Consider the following 18574-nt stretch of genomic DNA (forward strand, 5'->3'; position numbering starts at 1 on the left):
ATTGTTAAAGTTGTGTAAAGGCTAATTTGCGTATGTTCTAGTATTAAAAACATTGATTTGATTTCTATCAAGGTAAGAATCCATCCAGCACCCATTGATGCGCATCGGGATGATAAAGCAGTTCCAAATGATTAAGAGGCAGGACATCTTTTCGTTTGACTTGATCAGGTGAACGTGCAATTCCATCGGCAAATTGGACACTGTCCACAAATACAAGCCCATCGCTTAGGCCATCTTGCTCCCCAGGTATGCCATTAAAAAAAGGTTGATTGCCCGCTAGTATCTGTACTTCGATGTCGCTATCAATCGGTGAAGACAGTAGTTTGTCCATTAGATGGCCGCCGTCATCAATCGCTGCATCGATACCCCGGGAATGAAGAAAAAGATTTTGTCCACCGTAGTACAAAGTTTTAGACGGAACCTGAACGGGGTATTTATCGTCCCAGCGATACAGAAGTTGACTGGAACCCGGAAACGCACCATCACGATAAATGCTTCGCTCCGTCGTATCTATGTAAAGGCCATAATACATCATTGAATCACAAGCAATCGGCGCATTGATCCCCATCCTAATCACGGACCAGTTCGGGGAGACATGACGGAACGGAAAATCCAGCCCCCGGTTCGGGGTGCCCAGCATCATATACTTTTCCACTTCGCCTCCATATCCCGCATCCCAGGGACGGCAGAGGTCTGCCAGGTACATCCACACAGGCACACCACCTTTACTGTGGGCAATCAAATCGATCTTATCCGCATGGACGACTTCCTTGATTCGTCTAATAACGTTTGATAGTTGAATTGCTTGCTGCCAGTTATCGCCATGGGAATGGGCAAACGTCACCGCGAATACCTCTCTTCCTGACGCTGATAGCGAATAAACAAGGCCTTTTTCCTGCTGTAAAGATTGGCACCAGGATAGATTCGCATTGTGTGACGCACCATGCACAAGCAAAACCGGATTTTGATGTAATTTCTTTGGTGCAGGCAAGTAATGCAGAAGTACATGATAGGAAGAAGGTTGCGGCGATCCAAAATAACGAGTGATTTCTTCATCTTTACATTCATTTTCCGGAATAAACTTTTCCTGCGTTAACCGATCCTGATACCCTCTAATCCGTTCTGTCCATCCCCAGTATTTACTGTCATAGAACCTTTCCAGCACCTGATAGGCACGGCCTGTTGGAATCGGCCGCATCGGAGGGGGAACTTGTACAGCTTCATTCTTGATAAGATCAGGAATAGGAACATCAGAGTCCAACCGGTCGGATGCAATGTCCTTCTGTTCCTTCTGTTTCTCTAGTTCCTCCTGTCTTGCAGGCAGCCATTTTTTTATTGTTAGTTTTAACTTTTGCCAAAAGGACATGGTGTTCCCCCCATTTTGTTGCGTATATTCCCATAGTATCAAATTCTAATGGAAGTCGTATCTATGATTTAACGCAGCTTTAAATACTCGTTTAGAGGGAACGAAAAACCTGCTCATCAAAAGGGCAGGTTTTTATAAAAAACAAACTACGATTGTTGTTTATATCCTGTATCTTCAAGTGCCTGAAGAAAAATTTGAACAGCAGCCCTATCATAGAACTTAGCCATCACATAATTTCCTTTAGACATATGCCCTATTCTTGTGACCAACCAAACAAGCCGACCATTTTCTTTGTCACTGTGTACTTTGTAAATTTTTGAAGGCATATCGTTCTTCCTCCATCAGGATTTAATCACCATCTTTTCTCTCCAAATTATTTATATGCTCTGATATGGCGTAATACAATCCCTTCTATGAAACACCATACGCTTGTGAAACGGTGTTTGTTAATACGTTTACAAATGGTTTGCTAGATCCTTCTCAACGTATGTTAGGACCCTTACGAGATACAGGTCAGCACTGCCCACCCAGAAATTTGTAACAAAACAATTGACTGTATGTCGTTAAATTGTCACATAACCGTAATACTTTAGACTAGAATTATTGTCGAATTATGACGAAACATATATTATCATTAATAAATTTGCCTAAAACATAGTTATAGGACAAACTCATTTAAAAGAAGGAACGCAAAAAACAATTGGAATGTGAGGTTTCAGATGAATATCAGTAAAAAATTATTTAGTGGTTTTGGAATCATTCTTGTATTATTGATTGCTATTGCAGTAATTAGTTTGACGGAATTATCTTCTGTAGATACGACTTATAGCAAATTAATTAACGAGCAAGCAAAAAAAGCCCTCCTAACCAAGGACCTTAAGTATTTAGCAACCTTAGAATCAAGAGATGCACGAGGTTACTTAATCTATGGAAATGATGTATTTATCCAGCAGTACAATAAGGCAAAAGATGACTACAAAACAACATCCAATCAACTTGGAAAACTCCTGTATACACCAGGCGGTATAAAACTTCATCAGGAGATGGATCAACTTCATAGCGATTATGTACAAGTGATGGACCAGGTTATCGAATACAAAAAACAAAATAATGTACAGGCATTTACAAAACTACTTACTGAAAAAGGAACTCCACTGAGCAATCAGTTCACTGGTAAGAGTATACAACTGGAAAAATCGATACAAGATCTACTCGATTCGGAAACAAAAAAAACACAGGATCAAGTCTTCCAAGTTAAAACCACAGTATGGAGCGTCGCGATTATTGCTTTATTGTTAGGAGCAGTGATTGCTTTCTATATTAGCCGTCTCATTTCTAGACCTATCACAGCAGTATCCAACGCTGCAAAAGAAATTGCTGATGGAAATCTTTCCGTGGCTGATATCGCTGTAAAAAACCGGGATGAGATTGGGCAGTTGGCTGATTCCTTCAATCAAATGAAACATAATCTCCATGAACTCATTCGAAAAGTGATTGAAAGCGCAGAACAGGTAGCCGCTTCTTCCGAACAGCTATATGCCGGCTCTGAACAATCTGCCCATGCGGCAAATCAGGTGGCTGCATCTATTCAGGATATTTCCAACTCCGCGGATGTTCAGATGAAAAGCATGGAAGAGAACAAAAGAGCAATGGAAGAAAGTGCAGTTGGGTTACAGCGGATTGCTGAATCAGCTTCTAACGTGTCCGAGTCATCGATTGAGGTATTACGTGAGGCAGAGGAAGGAAATCAGGTTATTAGTCAAACGGTAAATCAAATGGAAGAAATCACACAGTCAGTAGAGAGTGCTGCTGCTGTTATTGAAGATTTAGGTGAAAACTCAAAGCAAATCGGGCAAATTATTGAAGTCATTAGTGATATCGCAAACCAAACGAATCTCCTCGCACTGAATGCCGCTATAGAAGCGGCTCGAGCAGGCGAGCATGGCAAGGGATTTGCTGTCGTTGCGGATGAAGTACGAAAGCTGGCGGAACAAACCAAGCAATCTTCTGAACAGATTGCATCCTTAATCCAGGAAATTCAACAGAATACAACCCATGCGATAACGGTGATGCATAAAGGAACAAAAGAAGTGGAGTCTGGATCTGAGATTGTTGCTCAGGCAGGACAAGCATTCCATCATATCTTGAATTCGGTTCAACGAGTCACTGGACAGGTACAGGAAGTATCGGCGGCAACCGAAGAAATATCAGCAAGTACTGAGCAATTAACGGCTTCCGTCGAGCAACTTACCGGAATATCCGCTGACATATCAACCAACACACAGGGAGTTGCTGCAGCTTCTCAACAACAACTAGCTTCTATGGAAGAAATCGCAGCTTCATCAGAATCATTAAGTAAGCTTGCGCAAGAGTTACAAAGTGAAGTTGCCAAATTTAATATTAAATAATGTTTGCATAGTTTAATGGACACAGACAGAAGTCTGTGTCTTTTTCTGTGAAAATCACGAAGTGATAAAGTATGATTGCACATACACATTTTGAGAAAAGACAATGGGAAAGCAAGGGTGATCTTTTTTAAATTCCCTTGATTAATCACTATCTTTTTTGGAAAAGATGATCCGTTATGCCGTGGGTAACATCTCCATGTACAATGCTTGATTAGAAAGCATGAAATAAAGAATCCGCAACATCTTATGAGCTAATGCAACTAGAGCTTTTTTCTTCCCACGTTTGGAAGCCAATCGCCAAAACATTGCAGAAAACTGTGTGTTCCTTGTCTTTGAAGCCGCCCAAGCAGATTCGCAGAGAGCCGCCTTTATATGCGGGTTCCCTTTTGTGGTCCGTGTGCTTTTTTTTTACCCGCACTCTCATGGTTTCCAGGCGCCACTCCTGCCCAGGAAGCTAAGTGATGTGCGGTAGGAAACTGATTCATATCTACTCCGACTTCGGCAATAACGCAAGCAGCAGTAATTTTGTTCACACCCGGAAGACTTTGGATAATTTCTACTTCTTTACGGTAAGGTTCAAGGTGTTTATCGATTTCTACATCAAGCTGACGAATGGATTCCTCAAGGAATTCAATGTGGTTCCATGAATGGCGAATCATAAACATTTGATGGGTATCAATGGTTCCAAACAAGGAGTCGGAGATCGCGTCCACTTTCTTCTTTACCTGGCCCTTTACACAAGATTCGATCTCCTGTAATTCGAGAAATCCCTGTTCAACCAGTCGGGCTAAAAGATTGCGACCTGAAACACCGAAAATGTCAGAGATCACATTGGACAATTTAATATTGGAAGTCTCTAATACTTTTTGAATCCTATTTTTCTCCGCTGTCAGGTTACCGATCCATTTTTTGCGAAGTCTTGTTAAGTCGCGCAGTTCACGTATATCGGCCGAAGAAACAAAGCTTTTTTCGATTAAGCCATGACGTAACAATTTCGCAATCCATTCGGCATCGGAGACATCGGTCTTGCGACCGGGAACATTTTTGATACGCTGTGCATTCGCGAGTGTAATATCGAAGTATCCTTCAAGGATGTTATACACTGGTTTCCAATAGATACCTGTGCTTTCCATGGCGATATGCGTCACGCCTTTTTCTTCAAGCCAACGAAGCATCTCATAAAGATTTCTTGTCATTGTAGGAAAAGAACGGACTTCCGTTTCTGGGGTTTCATCTTCTTTTCCAGCCATGACAGCTACCACAATGTTTTTTTGGTGAACATCTAAGCCTGCACAATGAGTAACAATGGCTTCCATCTATTTTACTCCTATTAGAAAATTCCAGAGGTTGTTGGAGAGACGGAACGAATGATATTTTTCTGTCCGTAATCATCCCGAAGGGATGTTAACAAAGGGCTGTGCTCCACGTCTTTCCAAACAGTTTTGTTTCCAGGGTCAAGCCACCATAAAAAACCACGTATTCGTCAACCTCTGAGTTACTACCAGTGTAGGTGAAAAGAAGAGCCGCTAAACCTGATTTTCATGTCAGGGTTGCGGCTAAAAAACCATGAGAGTTTTGTTTGCGAGTGTGAGCAATTTTTAATTGACTGGGTCAACGGTTTTAAAACGTCCGCTGAACCGAAGTTGGTGGTTGAGTATGGTATTCTGTAAGTTCTACAAAGATGAAAAATGTAGGGTACTCCCAAATTGTCTTAATCCATAAAAAAGAGTACCCCACCAAATCATGATATTCATTTGATAATATCCCTTTCTATATGTCAGGGGAACATCTCTTCATCTTCAAAAAGAGGCCAACGTTTGCTAAATGGTTGCTCCTCCTGGCCGGGCTGAAGCTTAACAACCATTCTTTCCATCGTACCAATCACTTCTTTGTCCTCACCCATTTCGATACAAATCCTGTTAATATCGTCAAAATTCGCAAATGACATATTCTTCATTCCTTCCATCATTAATTTAAATATTCTGATACCATTATGTAGTGTTTATCCCCTGCTGTAAATAACTGAAAAATACACATACAAGGGATCAACTCATACCTATTGGGGAGCAGAAAATTCCACCACCTGCGTATGATTCCCAGTAGCCGCACTGGCTGACAGCCGTTTAATCCCCCTCTGTTATAAGAAATTTTTATTTCCTCCGCCATAATTTCGACAAAATTCATCATTTTTTCACATAAAATACAAGCTTAACTTACATAAAAGTGTTATTATAAATAATAATACGAAAATTAGGAGCAAAAAAAATGAATATTATACTAACAGATAAAACATGCCAGAGTTGTGGAGTCAAACTTACTGAATACGAAATTCAAGAAACACAACGTTTTTGTATAGAGTGCTATAAAGAACAAATCATTGAACAAGCACAATAAATTCCGTTCCTTCACCCACCAGCATACAGCCGGTGGGTTTTCATTTAAACATCCCACCCAGTCTCTAAACTATTAGTTATGATGAGGATTTTTTTCCACTATCATTGCTGCATTCGTAATTTCTTTTAGCACATCTGATTCTACTTGTTTGTCCATCATCAGCGTTTTCATATATACCTCTCCTATAGCAGTAGACACATATTTGGATGGCAATTGATTCAAGGCAATCGCAAGAATATCATTCTTACAGTGCTCACAGTTACATTTCAGATATTGCCTCTCTTCAAACTCAGAAAAATAATGTTTAACTACGTTTTCCATAGCGTTAATTACTGACATATTCACACTCCCCTAATCTCCCAGATGTAGAATACTACTCCTGCTGCTAGATAAACCCTACCAAGCGATAGGCAAATAGTTCGTTAACTTTACTTTCACCAGTAAATTCTGATCGTATTTAACGTAGTAAATTAATACCATACAAACACAAAAATTACCACAGTTTTTAACATTAGACCAATGAAAAATTTTATTCTCCCAAACAAATTGTGACATAATTTTCTAACAATTGTATGTTAGTATGTTTGAAATAGTGTAAATTATCCCGGTTCAAAATACTTATGAATTAAGTACAAAGTTTTACAGCATAGCATTGCTTTACTTATTCATAGATATTAAACACATTTCGGTCTAAATAATACTTATCGTGGTCAATGGGGGGAAGATGATGGCAATACAACAAGCCTTTATTGGCAAGAGATTGAAACGGGATATTATCACAAGGGATGGGAGATTCCTGCTTCCTAAGAACATCTCTCTGCAACACGTAGACGTTAAACTTCTGATTAAACACCAAATTTTCCTCGAAAAAGAGGATGTAGCACATCCAGAAGAAGCCATCATCCAGGACACCGCTGGACAAATAAAAGAGATTTTTCAGTTTGCAAAGCAAAACTACCAAATTCCTTTAACAGAAGTTGAACGTGTACTGACCCCGGCCATTTATGAGTTATCGGAGAATCAGGATGTTTTTTCCATTCTATCCCTGCTGCAATCAAAGGATGATTATATTTACAAACATAACATCGGCGTTGCCATACTCTCTACCTTAATAGGCAAATGGATAAACCTTAGCACTGAACAATTATCTTGTCTTTGTACTGCGGCCCTTCTTCATGACATTGGTAAGGTCGGGATCCCCAATCATATTTTAAATAAACCTGGAAAATTAACAGACACAGAGTTTGAAATAATGAAAAGGCATACACACTTTGGTCATGAACTCTTACGGAACACGAAAAGATGTGAAGATGTTTATTCTACTGTTGCGCTACAGCATCATGAGAGAGAAGACGGCAGTGGATATCCCTATCATTTAAAAGCGCAACAAATTCACCCATTTAGCAAAATTGTGGCCATTGCTGATGTCTTCCATGCGATTACATCTAAAAGAGTATACCGGGATCCCCCACCATTTCACGAGGTTATCAATCAAATGCATGCTGAGCGGTTTGGTAAATTGAATCCCCACATCCTGCATACATTTATGAATCAGATTATGAACTCACTTGTCGGAAAATCAGCCCTTTTATCTGATGGAAGAGAAGGAATAATAACATTTATTCATCCTTTTTATCCGACTACTCCCATAATCAAAACCGGAGATGAATTTGTCGATTTAAATACGCATCCGTCAGTCCATATCGAAACGGTTTTCCCTTAATCATAATTTTTGGAAGGAGGCATTATGTATCCAGAGCATATTTGTCGGGTAGTTTTCAATATAACTGCTTTGAATTTTTCGCATGCGATATGCTATTTAAATATATTTTTCCCATAAGCCTCAATGACATCTCGATTAACCTCTACCCCGATGCCAGGCTTTTGCGGGATTTTCACCCTTCCTTCGGTCATACGGATCGCGTGAAAAATCAGATCCTCTCGAAATGGATGGGCCGACTGATCGTATTCTAACATGGGCTCCTGCGGGTTCAACGAAAGCGGCGTTGGCGGAAGGCTGGCGATAAATTGTAGGGAAGCGGCTAATCCAATTCCAGACCCCCATACATGAGGAACAAGCATTGTATTCCAAGCCTGTGCCATTGCTGCAATCTTTTTACATTCAGTAAATCCACCTGCAGACATCAAATCTGGCTGCAGAATATCCAAGACTCCGCCAGAAATCCATTGGCGGTAGCCAGTCTTGCCAAATATATTTTCTCCAGAGGCGATGTAAGTGCCTGTTAGATTCCGCAGGCTCTTATACCCTTCCATGTCCTCAGGAGCCAGGGGCTCTTCGAAGAAATGTACGTTTGCCTGCTGACACTCCAACAAGATCCGTCTGGCAGTTGCCGCATTATATCCGCAGTTCGCATCCATCATAATGATGGTATCCGGACCCACTGCTTCACGGATGGAATGCACATACTCAATGTCTTCATCCACACCGAACCCGGTTTTTAATTTCAGTGCCTTAAAACCATTGGATACATGCTGCCTGGCCTCTTCCACCCCTGCTTGGGGATACTGTTTTCCCTTCACACGGTAAAACCCGGTTGCATAAGGAACAACATCTGTACGGAAAGCCCCGCCCAACAGCTTATGTATCGGCTTGTTCAAGAAACGCCCGATGGCATCCCACAAGGCAATGTCTACACCGCTGATTGCATTCACCGCGGCACCATACTGGCCAAATGGGCGTGTGCGGTTGTACATTTCCTCCCATAGCACTTCCACGTCGAACGGATCCCGTCCGATTAACATGTCCTTGAAGCAGAACTGGACAAATGAAGCCGCAATCTCCGGTGGCTGTAATCCGTGGCATAAAGATTCTCCCCAGCCTGTGATCCCTTCATCCGTTACAATCTCAACAATCATAGAACTTCGCTTCTCCACCCAGCCTTGTGAAAAAGCAAATGGTTCGGATAAAGGGATAGTCAACACATGAGGAATGACATCAATAATTTTCATTGTTACGTTCCTTATACGAGAGTACTCCTGCCGTTTATCGCAGGATTACAAGTTCTCTATTAATATAACGTCCAAGCACAAAATAGTATGCTAAATATTAAGAAAAATAAATTGATAAATTGCTTGTATCTCTATCTCGGTTGCAGATGCTTAATAAATATAATGGACCCAAGAATCTAGACACGAAATAAGGAGATGTTAAAGTAGATTTATGAAGACAAGAAAAAGCTATACAGCTGAATTTAAATCTCAAATCGTGCTAGAAATCTTGCGGGAGGAAAAGACCATAAACGAAATTGCCTCCAGCCATGGGATCCATGCGAATCAACTTCGGCAGTGGAAAAAAGCAGCCGTTGAACAGATGCCACAACTATTTTCTAACGAAAACAAAAAGGTAGAACAGGTTAAAACACAGTATGAAGAACAGATCGAAAACCTATATGCCGAGGTCGGAAGATTAACCACGCAATTGTCGTGGCTTAAAAAAAAATCTGGCATTAAAGACGAGAGATGAGCGCATCGCCATGATTGAATGGCAAAATGCTAAACTCTCCATCAAGGCGCAGGCCGAACTGTTGAGTCTTAATCGCTCAAGTCTCTACTATAGGCCCGTAGGGCCTTCACTAGAAGAGGTCGCACTCAAACACCGGATTGACGAGATTTATGCGAAATATCCTTTTTACGGTTCTCGACGCATCACGATTCAATTACAAACAGATGGCTTCACAGTCAATCGAAAAGCCGTACAACGCCACATGAGAGAAATGGGTCTCGCCGGCATTGCACCAGGACCAAACCTAAGCAGAAAAAACCACCAGCACCGGATTTATCCGTATCTGTTGCGGGGTCTCACCATTGACCGTCCCAACCATGGGTGGGGGATTGACATTACGTACATTCGCTTGCAGCGGAGCTGGCTTTACTTAGTGGCAATTATTGACTGGTATTCTCGCTACGTCATAAGTTGGGAATTGGACCAATCTCTTGAAATGGATTTTGTTCTGGCAGCCGTAAAACGAGCCTTGCATCAGCATCAACCTGTTATCTTCAATAGCGACCAGGGGAGCCATTTCACAAGCCCTCAGTACACGGAATTACTGAAAGAAAAAGGTGTTCAGATTAGTATGGACGGCAAGGGTCGAGCATTGGATAACATCATCACCGAGCGCCTCTGGCGTACAGTCAAATATGAAGGGGTTTACTTGAAGGACTACGGAAGTCCAAAAGAAGCTCGCCGCGAACTGACAAACTTTCTGACGTTCTATAATCACGAGCGTCCGCACCAATCTCTCAGGTACCAAACACCCGCTTCTCTCTTCCTTATGTAGAACAGCTTAATTTCTTGTTCTCAATCTTTCTCACGGGCTCACCTTTCAAGCCCTAAAAATTGCTTGACAGGCTAGTCGCTAAGAAAGAAAATACACGGTAAGAACAGGACACGGTGGGAACCTTCCCCTGGAGCCAAAAGCTAATTTCCACTGGCTATCACCTAGTAGAACCTCCTCGTTCTACCCCACCTTAAATTCTTAAAAACCGAGTCTTGACGATGGGGTCCACTTTAAAATTATGCCACACCTGATTAAAAACTTTTAGAGTTTGGTTAATGAGCTCAGATTTATTACCTTCTGGAACGCTGTCGATTATCTCCAATATCTCAGGATCAAAATAAAACCCTCGATATGTTCTCTTCTTATTCTTTTTCTTGTTGTTTAAAAGAAGGTCAATATAATCGCCTTTGCTTTCGTTTGTACTAGCAGTTATGCTAGCATTATAATTTCTTTCTTATACTTTCAGTATGCTCTTGTGAATTTTCATTCACACTAGCATATGCTTTCATTACGCTGTCACTTGGCTTTCTTTCTCTTTGATTTGTGCCAAAGCCCGGTCTCTTTGGTTTCACCAGTTCGGTAAAATCAGCCTCTAAAGGTTGTTCACCTTCTCTTATGAACTCAAACATTTTCTTGGAATTATTGAACTTATAGCCGATACTTTCGAGCCGTCTTCTGATGTATCTTTACTTACACCTAGCTCGCTGGCTATGTTCGGCATAGCTTCTCCGTTGATTAATCGGTTAATTAGTTCTTTAACCAGCATATCCTCGCCTCCGTATCAGCACATACTTTCAGTATAAAAGCATGTGCTAGCATAGTGACAGTGATATTAAAGCAAAATACTTTTATTAATGCTAGTATATGCTAGCATTTGCAAAAGCATAATAAAAAGCCTGTCAAAAATGACAGGCATTACTTATTTTATAAACATGTATTGCCTCTGTTTGCACTATGCTAACTTGTTCGCACTCCTATATGTTCCATGCAAACTGATACACCACCAGTTGGTTCTAGCCAGGATTGGAAGCTCACACTCCTATATGTTCCATGCACAAACCCATTGAAAGCCCACCAAGATTAACTTTTAAAGAGTCCTCATTGGCGTAACTAATGCAAAAGGCTCATGGGATGCTGAAATCATACACTTTCTCTTGTCGTCGATCTCCCTGTTTTACGCATTATTGCACATCGACAACTTGTTCGTCAGGTGACGTGGAGTGCCTATCCGGTCTTTGTGGATAGGGTTTCACCGCTACTGCGGATACCTTAACCGAGTGTTATCGCCCACGTTCTGCGATACTTCATCGATTTTAGGACGGTCTGAATCGCCCCAGGAAGTTTGCTTTATTATAGTTTCCGCTATAATTTTTTCAATATTTGCTGTTGCGATATTTTTGGCGGCATTAAAATCAGCATTTATTTTGAGTCCGCAGTCCAAGCATTCAAAAATTTGCTTATCTCTATTCTCTTTATTGATGTATCCGCATCGATTGCAACGCTGTGATGTATATTGTGGATTCATCTTAATTACTTGAATTCCTACTTCATTGGCTTTATATTCAATTTTTTTCTGAAGGTCATAATAAGACCAGTTTTTAAGAAAGGCAGAAGTTTTATTTATTCCTGTCAGATCCTCCATTTGAATGGTAGCACACCGGTGTTTTAAGGCCATTTTAACAATATATCTGGCATACTTATGATTCATGTAATTTCTGAAATTTTCAACTTTATTTGCTAAAACATCCAAAGGTGCTATTTTGGTTTTTATACCATGACCACTTCGTCCTGGACCAGCGTACTTTGATTCAACAAGCAACTGCTTTCTTCGCTGTTGTATTTGTTTTCGAAAATTTTCAATTTCGCTACCAACAATTTTATATCGCTGCAACCCGTGATTAAAAGCCATATAAACAGCATTGTTGAGTCCCAAATCAATGCCCATTATCGAATCGGGATCAAGCGGCGTTGCTTCTTTCTTTTCAAATTGATAATTAAGATGGAGAAACCAATTGCCATGTCGTTTTATAATTTTTCCAACGCCCAATTTATAAGTGTTATCAATAATGCGGTCAAGAATGATCCGTTTTGCTTTTTCCCCGGAGTGAATTAAGACTTGAAACCTGTTATTTGCCCTACCGAGTTCCTCACGAAACTTTGTTGAGGTTAGACCTATTTCAACAATGTAATGCTGGTAATTTTTAAATACCTTAAGTGATGTATTCACCAGATCTAGAGGTTGGTCCTTTCCATAGCTGGGGATTGAACTATCTCCTCGCAGTACATCTTTCGAACAACTTTTCCACTTGTCCGCAGCGCGCTTAATAGTTTGGGATAAATTTTTGCTATACATGTTTGGGCATTCTGTTCTGATTCTTTTATAGGCATATCCATGGACGCGCTGATAATTCAAAATGTCTTTATTGTTTGGATACACCCCATGTGTGTCTTTATAAGATGCACTGAACCCATGATACTCCCACGCCAATTGAATTGTACGATTTAATGCGGTTCTGGTTTCTTGCTGTAAAACCCGTAACACCTGTTCAAATGTCTTCCAGTCTGAATCGATTGGTTTAACGATCTGATATCGCATCTCCTTTATAATTTTCATTTTTTACCTCCGTTATCATTAATGTTTGCATTATGGTATTTTTTATCCATTGTAACTTAAAAAAATACCATAACACTCAGGAGTAAGAGATAAAAATATGAGATGTAAGGTGAAAGAGAGTTTACACATAGTCCACCTTAGGTTTGCGGAAATGTAGTAACAAAAGAGATAAAATCCACACAGGGGACCAAAAGACTCAGAATCGCATAACACCTTATCACCGGCCACTAATGGGTAAAACTGCCGAAGTTCGTTTTCCTTTCCCTTATTTCTCCCCGGGGTTTTCTCAGGATTCTAGGTCTGAAAGGCAGCTTTAAAATCCGTATATTCACCAAATTAACGAATATCCCAATCTCACCCCAACATTTGGGAATCTATCGATTTTGAATGCATTCTTCCCAAAACTCTGCATCATGACCAGGAGAAATTTTGTAATACTTATACCGGAACGAGTGGATGCCATCCCTTTAAAAGGGGATGTTCCATTACCTTTTCGTAATACGATTGCAAATCCACGTTATTCTTCTCATCTCTTCATCTGATACTTCGAAATTTCTTAAAAACTCTAGGAGGCCCTCATATATATAAATGGGGAGAAATCGGTGAGGGTGAGGGTGATATAAGTAAACAATTTTTCTATAAAAGAGACTCAAAGGATATTCACTCGATGATTAAAACGATGGCAGCGTGACGATGAGGATGTCGGAATCCAGTCGGTTATTGGACACAAGCGCATGAAAAAATATAAGCGCAGAATAACACAACATTGGGACGAGAACCTATTGAACAGAGATTTTAACGCAGAAAAGACAAATGAGAAATGGCTAACAGATGTGACCGAAACGAAGCACGGAGCTCACGGAAGGCTTATTTAAGTACGATTTTAGGATTTACACGATGGGTCACTAATGTTGCATAAATAAATACAGAATTATCAGATTAATATTTCCCTTAATTATAAGCCAAAAAGGTAAAGACTATTGTAAAGGTCGCTCTGTCCATTTGGTATTTTTATACAGTTAAACCTGTGCAACAACGACTGCTTCATTCCTACGGAATGGTTTGATTAGAAAATCGACGAATCCAAACGGTAGATGTTTTCCATAAAGCAGCTTTGAGCCATCGACTAATCTGAAGGACATTCTTTTTGCTGTTTGTCTCAAGTTGAACCAATACATGCAAACAATATACAATGAGTGCTGAAAAAATTTGATTTTGTATGGCTTTTTCACTCATCCCATAAAATTGCTTGATCATTACGTGCTGCTTTAGCCATTTGAAAAACAATTCAATGGCCCATCTAGATCGGTAGATTTCACTGATTTCCTCAGCACTTATATCGAAACGATTCGTGATCAGGCGAAGCTGGTTTCCTTTGGTATCCACGACTTCCAAAAGTCGAAAGACGTTTTCTGTCCGATTCTGCGTCGTACCGATACACACCATTCGGTCTGATAAAACGGTACTTTCCTTCGGAAGAGAGAAGGAATAGATCTCACGGATGAAGGCATTCTTCTTGAGACGCGAGACAAAAAAGTATCCATCATCGGTCATCCGGTCAAAGCGTTCGTAATCTACATAGCCACGGTCAAACACGTACATGGCTTCTTTATCATCGACCAGCACTTCCAGCTGGCCTCGATCATGCTCCCTGGCTGTTGTAATGATCGCTTTATCCGGGTAGGCCGTCTTTTCATCCATGAAAACTAACCGAAGGTGAAGTTTCACGCCTGCCTTTGTTTTCCGGAACTTCGCCCATTTATAGTGAGTGAGGTTCAAGGGTAAGGTGCTGGAATCAATGACCTTTAATGGCATGGGCTTTACGCTTTTTTGATGGAACACTTGGATTTTTTGCACGAGATCTAAGAACACACGGGAAAGTATGGCGGGTTCTACGCTATTATTTTTTCGGGATAACTGCGAAACACTAATCGAATCAAAACCTACGGTTTTTTGAAGGTCAGTATTGAGTAAAGCATCGCTTAAAGCGTGTAGGCTTTCCGTCTCTTGTAAGTGTGAAAAAAGAAGAAGCTTGATATAAGATTCAGTCGTCAGTTTTTTTGTATAATAATCTTGCTTGTGGATTTCAATCTGTTCATCTAGATCTTGAAAATTTATGGGTGAAATCCATTTACCAAATGAAGAATTTCGTGTATTCTTGTCCATGGTGTTGATCCTTTATATTGGATTTGGACAGGAACCACCTGTACTTTCCATTGTAAAGGATTTTTTTATTGTCAAAAACAATAAATTTAAATATAAGGATGATTCTTAATACCTCAACTTTCGCAGAGAGATAGGCTATAAAGATTCTTATTATATAAGGCTTGATAGCGATTCAGAAACACAAGTAGACAACATCACTAAAATATGTACTAAAAATAGAAAAACACCACTCCGTTTGGTAAAGTAATTGTGCGAGCAATAACTACCATACGGAAGAGGTGTCCTCTATATGATAGAACAAAAACAACAGAAGAATCAACTTCCTAAAGAAATTCAGTCCGCTTTTACGCAGTTGAAAGTACTACAACACTTGAAAACCGTAGGTTTTAAAAAGCGATTTGGCTTTTCTTACTCCTATCTATTTCAACTTGTCTTTGTGCTCTTGTTTCATCATAAAAACTGGTTTCGAATGCTGGAAAGTGACCGGGGAGAATCCTTCCCTGGCAAGGATGCCGTCTATCGATTTTTGAATCATGCCGGACATCCATGGCGCCGTTTTCTGACCTTGTTAAGTACCACTACGCTCGAGAAGGTTCGCCCTTTAACTTCAACCCGGCGCGTAACGGCTTTTATTGTCGATGATTCCATGTTTGAACGGAATCGAAGCAAGGCGGTCGAACTGCTTGGGCGGTTCAAAGATCATGCGACAGGCTGTTATTACAAGGGATACCGGATGCTCACACTCGGTTGGTCTGACGGTCATACCTTCATTCCTGTGGATTTCTCTTTGCTTAGCTCCCTCAAATCGCAAATCAATGGCATCACCGAAGGGATGGATAAGCGGACATCCGGCTATAAGCGGCGAATAGAAGCCTTGCGGCCCGCCCCGCAATTGATCCCTGAGATGCTGGATCGTGCTATGGATGCAGGCGTGACGGCTTCCTATGTACTCATGGACAGTTGGTTTACGCATGCCCCCCTCGTCAAGGAAATCGTCGAAAGAGGACTCCATGCCGTCGGCATGGTCAAAGCAGATAATAAACGTTACCAGGTAGGAGTGCAACGTTTGTCATTGCAGGAACTTTACTACGCCGCAGCGCCAGTTAAGAGGAGAAACAAAGGCGTTTTACGTTCCATTCGCGCCACCTTAGCAGGCATTCCCATTACCATGGTCTTTGTGCGTCACCGTTCGAAGAAAAAGGAATGGTTGGCCATTTTGTGCACCGATTTATCCTTAACGGAAGAAGAGATTATTCAAACTTATGGGATCCGCTGGGATATTGAGGTTTTCTTTAAATGCGCAAAATCCTTGCTTCGTCTGCAAAAAGAGTTCCAGGGTCGTTCTTACGACCTGCTTATTAGTCATACGACCATTGTGTTTTCTCGCTATATTGTATTGGCCTGGCAGCATCGGCAAAGTACGGACGAGCGTTCGTTGGGCGGTTTATTTCTTGCGCTTTGCGATGAAGTTAGCGAACTGGATTGGGCGATTGCATTACATCAACTCTTCGAGTTGATCACGGATATTGCCAAAAAAACCAGCAAGAAACTCTCAAAATTCGTAACTACTTAGGTATCTCAAATGTTTTAATAATCTTTAAAAAGGGTATAGTCATCTAATTTCATTGAACGGAAAAGAAAGAGGATGATGATGATGGAATTTACCCCGGTACAAGTCATGCAAATAAGCAAAGGTGACAAAGAGATCGCCGATTTCATTACTGCATTGCTTGAACAGAACCGACAGTTGAAAAAAACCGTTGAACAACAGGCGAAACGTATTGTTCAACTCGAATCCCGTGTCCAAGAGCTGGAACGCCAGCTTGGAAGCAATAGCAGTAATAGTAGTAAACCACCATCGAGCGATGGATTGCGAAAACCAAAGAGCCTTCGGCCTTCTGGTGGGAAGAAAGGTGCCCCGAAGGGGCATGATGGGCATACTCTCAAAATGGTAAGCCAACCTGATGAAATTAAATGGCATACCATCGAATCCTGTTCCCGCTGTGCCACTTCCCTTGTCGATTTGCCAGTGGAGGCTTATACACGTCGGCAAGTGGTCGATCTACCGCTTCCCCGCCTAGTTATTACAGAGCACCGATCAGTTTCAAAATGTTGCCCAAATTGCGGAACCAAACAGCACTCTGCATTCCCAGAGAACGTGCAGGCACCGGTTCAGTATGGAGATAGCTGGAAGGCGTGGTGTGCATACCTAAACAACTATCAACACCTGCCTCTTGAACGCATCTGCCAATTGTTCGAAGACATGACCGGACACCGTCCAAGCGAAGCTACCTTGCTCAGTCATCTTGAAGCGCTCTCCGTTCAATTGGAACCTATCGAGAAAGTAATTCGTCAACAACTGGTTAGCAGTGATTTGGTGCATGCGGATGAAACCGGGATGCGTATCGAAAACAAAACGCAGTGGCTGCATACTGTGAGCAATATCGACTGGACATTGTATAATGTCCATAAAAAACGAGGTAAAGAAGCCCTTAACACCAACGGTGTTTTACCGAATTACACCGGCATCCTAGTCCACGATTGTTGGGCACCGTACTTCTCTGACGAATTTCGATTCGAGCATGCACTTTGTGGCGCTCATCTTCTCCGCGAATGCCAGGGAATTATCGATTATGATAAACATCAATGGGCAGCCGACATCCAAGCGCTGCTCCGGGAAGCCTGGCAGCAAACAAAAAAACACGGAGGGCTGAGAGACCAGTTGAAGCAAAGGTAATAGCTGATCTGGAAACTCGCTACGATCAAATTCTTTTTCGAGGCGCAGAGGAATGGAAAACCCCTCCTCCTGCACCTGATGCTCCTTTAAAAAGGGGCCGAAAGGCCAAAAGCAAAGCAGCTAACCTTGGCGAGCGATTCATTCTGCACAAAACCGCCATACTGCGGTTTCTTCGAGATGATCGAGTGCCTTTTGACAACAGTCAAGCAGAACGTGACATTCGAATGATGAAAATCAAGCAGAATATTTCTGGATCCTTCCGTACAGAAGAGGGAGCCAAGCAATTTGCGCGCATCCGCGGCTTCATTTCCACGCTTCGAAAACAAAAACTGGATGTACTCGCTTCTATTATTTCTGTCATACGCGGTCAGTTTTCATTCGGCTCACTGACCTAAGTAGTTACCAAAATTCATTCAAAATCAACTCCAACAATGGATTTCTGGTTTGCCCAGCTACATCAAGGCTTACCTGCCGAATGTATGCTGCGAAAGTTGAGTTAATACTAAAAAATAATTAATGCAACACTAGTGACGATGGGTCAATTGTAAGAATGCATTAGGTACATCAATAATACTAATGCGTTGATGTTTA

At 41.3% G+C, this 18574-nt stretch carries 12 protein-coding genes and 2 pseudogenes; 6 read left to right on the forward strand and 8 right to left on the reverse strand.

Annotated elements, in window-relative coordinates; all coding sequences use genetic code 11:
- Positions 1–67: 67 nt before the first annotated feature.
- Positions 68–1366: an esterase/lipase family protein gene (locus PP175_RS23615; RefSeq protein ID WP_272440638.1), complete on the reverse strand. Its 1299-nt coding sequence runs from the start codon at positions 1364–1366 to the stop codon at positions 68–70.
- Between the two features lie 146 nt (positions 1367–1512).
- A complete protein-coding gene (locus PP175_RS23620; protein WP_272440639.1) occupies positions 1513–1692 on the reverse strand; it encodes a hypothetical protein in 180 nt (59 codons plus the stop codon).
- Positions 1693–2085: 393 nt separating this feature from the next.
- Here PP175_RS23620 and PP175_RS23625 point away from each other — a divergent pair, with 393 nt between their 5' ends.
- Positions 2086–3774, forward strand: a complete 1689-nt coding sequence (locus PP175_RS23625; RefSeq protein WP_272440640.1) for a methyl-accepting chemotaxis protein — start codon at positions 2086–2088, stop codon at positions 3772–3774.
- A 174-nt stretch (positions 3775–3948) separates the two neighbouring features.
- Here PP175_RS23625 and PP175_RS23630 read toward each other — a convergent pair.
- From PP175_RS23630 to PP175_RS23640, 3 genes and pseudogenes are all read right to left on the reverse strand, one after another.
- A pseudogene (locus tag PP175_RS23630) lies at positions 3949–5090 on the reverse strand (IS110 family transposase).
- A 461-nt stretch (positions 5091–5551) separates the two neighbouring features.
- Positions 5552–5722 (reverse strand): hypothetical protein, encoded by a 171-nt coding sequence (locus PP175_RS23635; RefSeq protein ID WP_272440641.1) that lies wholly within the window; start codon positions 5720–5722, stop codon positions 5552–5554.
- Positions 5723–6240: 518 nt separating this feature from the next.
- The gene (locus PP175_RS23640) at positions 6241–6507 is read right to left on the reverse strand and encodes a late competence development ComFB family protein (protein ID WP_272440642.1); all 267 of its coding nucleotides are present in this window, start codon (positions 6505–6507) and stop codon (positions 6241–6243) included.
- Positions 6508–6892: 385 nt separating this feature from the next.
- On the opposite strand from PP175_RS23640, the gene PP175_RS23645 reads away from it, so the two are divergent.
- Positions 6893–7891, forward strand: a complete 999-nt coding sequence (locus PP175_RS23645) for an HD-GYP domain-containing protein (RefSeq protein ID WP_272440643.1) — start codon at positions 6893–6895, stop codon at positions 7889–7891.
- Positions 7892–7983: 92 nt separating this feature from the next.
- Here the strand turns inward: PP175_RS23645 and PP175_RS23650 are convergent, their stop codons facing one another.
- Positions 7984–9138 carry a mandelate racemase/muconate lactonizing enzyme family protein gene (locus PP175_RS23650; protein WP_272440644.1) on the reverse strand — a complete coding sequence of 385 codons (1155 nt, stop codon included), beginning with the start codon at positions 9136–9138 and terminating at the stop codon, positions 7984–7986.
- A 211-nt stretch (positions 9139–9349) separates the two neighbouring features.
- Between PP175_RS23650 and PP175_RS23655 the strand changes: the two genes are divergently transcribed.
- A protein-coding gene (locus tag PP175_RS23655) for an IS3 family transposase (RefSeq protein ID WP_442870401.1) occupies positions 9350–10466 on the forward strand; the annotation gives its coding sequence in 2 pieces (ribosomal slippage) (positions 9350–9628 and positions 9630–10466; 1116 coding nt in all).
- Between the two features lie 1255 nt (positions 10467–11721).
- Here PP175_RS23655 and PP175_RS23660 read toward each other — a convergent pair.
- Together PP175_RS23660 and PP175_RS23665 are read right to left on the reverse strand one after the other, a co-directional pair.
- Positions 11722–13080 carry an RNA-guided endonuclease InsQ/TnpB family protein gene (locus PP175_RS23660; RefSeq protein WP_272440646.1) on the reverse strand — a complete coding sequence of 453 codons (1359 nt, stop codon included), beginning with the start codon at positions 13078–13080 and terminating at the stop codon, positions 11722–11724.
- A 1050-nt stretch (positions 13081–14130) separates the two neighbouring features.
- Entirely contained in the window at positions 14131–15246 is a 1116-nt protein-coding gene (locus tag PP175_RS23665; RefSeq protein ID WP_272440647.1) for an IS4 family transposase, read from the reverse strand.
- Positions 15247–15535: 289 nt separating this feature from the next.
- On the opposite strand from PP175_RS23665, the pseudogene PP175_RS23670 reads away from it, so the two are divergent.
- The 3 genes and pseudogenes from PP175_RS23670 to PP175_RS23680 all read left to right on the forward strand — a co-directional run.
- Positions 15536–16810 (forward strand): annotated as a pseudogene (locus PP175_RS23670) (IS4 family transposase); the annotation flags it as partial.
- A gap of 81 nt (positions 16811–16891) precedes the next feature.
- Positions 16892–17983, forward strand: coding sequence for an IS66 family transposase (gene tnpC / locus PP175_RS23675; RefSeq protein ID WP_272440649.1), 1092 nt, complete (start codon positions 16892–16894; stop codon positions 17981–17983).
- Entirely contained in the window at positions 17893–18378 is a 486-nt protein-coding gene (locus PP175_RS23680) for an IS66 family transposase (RefSeq protein WP_272440650.1), read from the forward strand. Before tnpC ends, PP175_RS23680 begins: the two co-directional genes overlap by 91 nt.
- Positions 18379–18574 lie beyond the last annotated feature (196 nt).

Source organism: Aneurinibacillus sp. Ricciae_BoGa-3, assembly GCF_028421645.1.
Taxonomy (GTDB): domain Bacteria; phylum Bacillota; class Bacilli; order Aneurinibacillales; family Aneurinibacillaceae; genus Aneurinibacillus_B.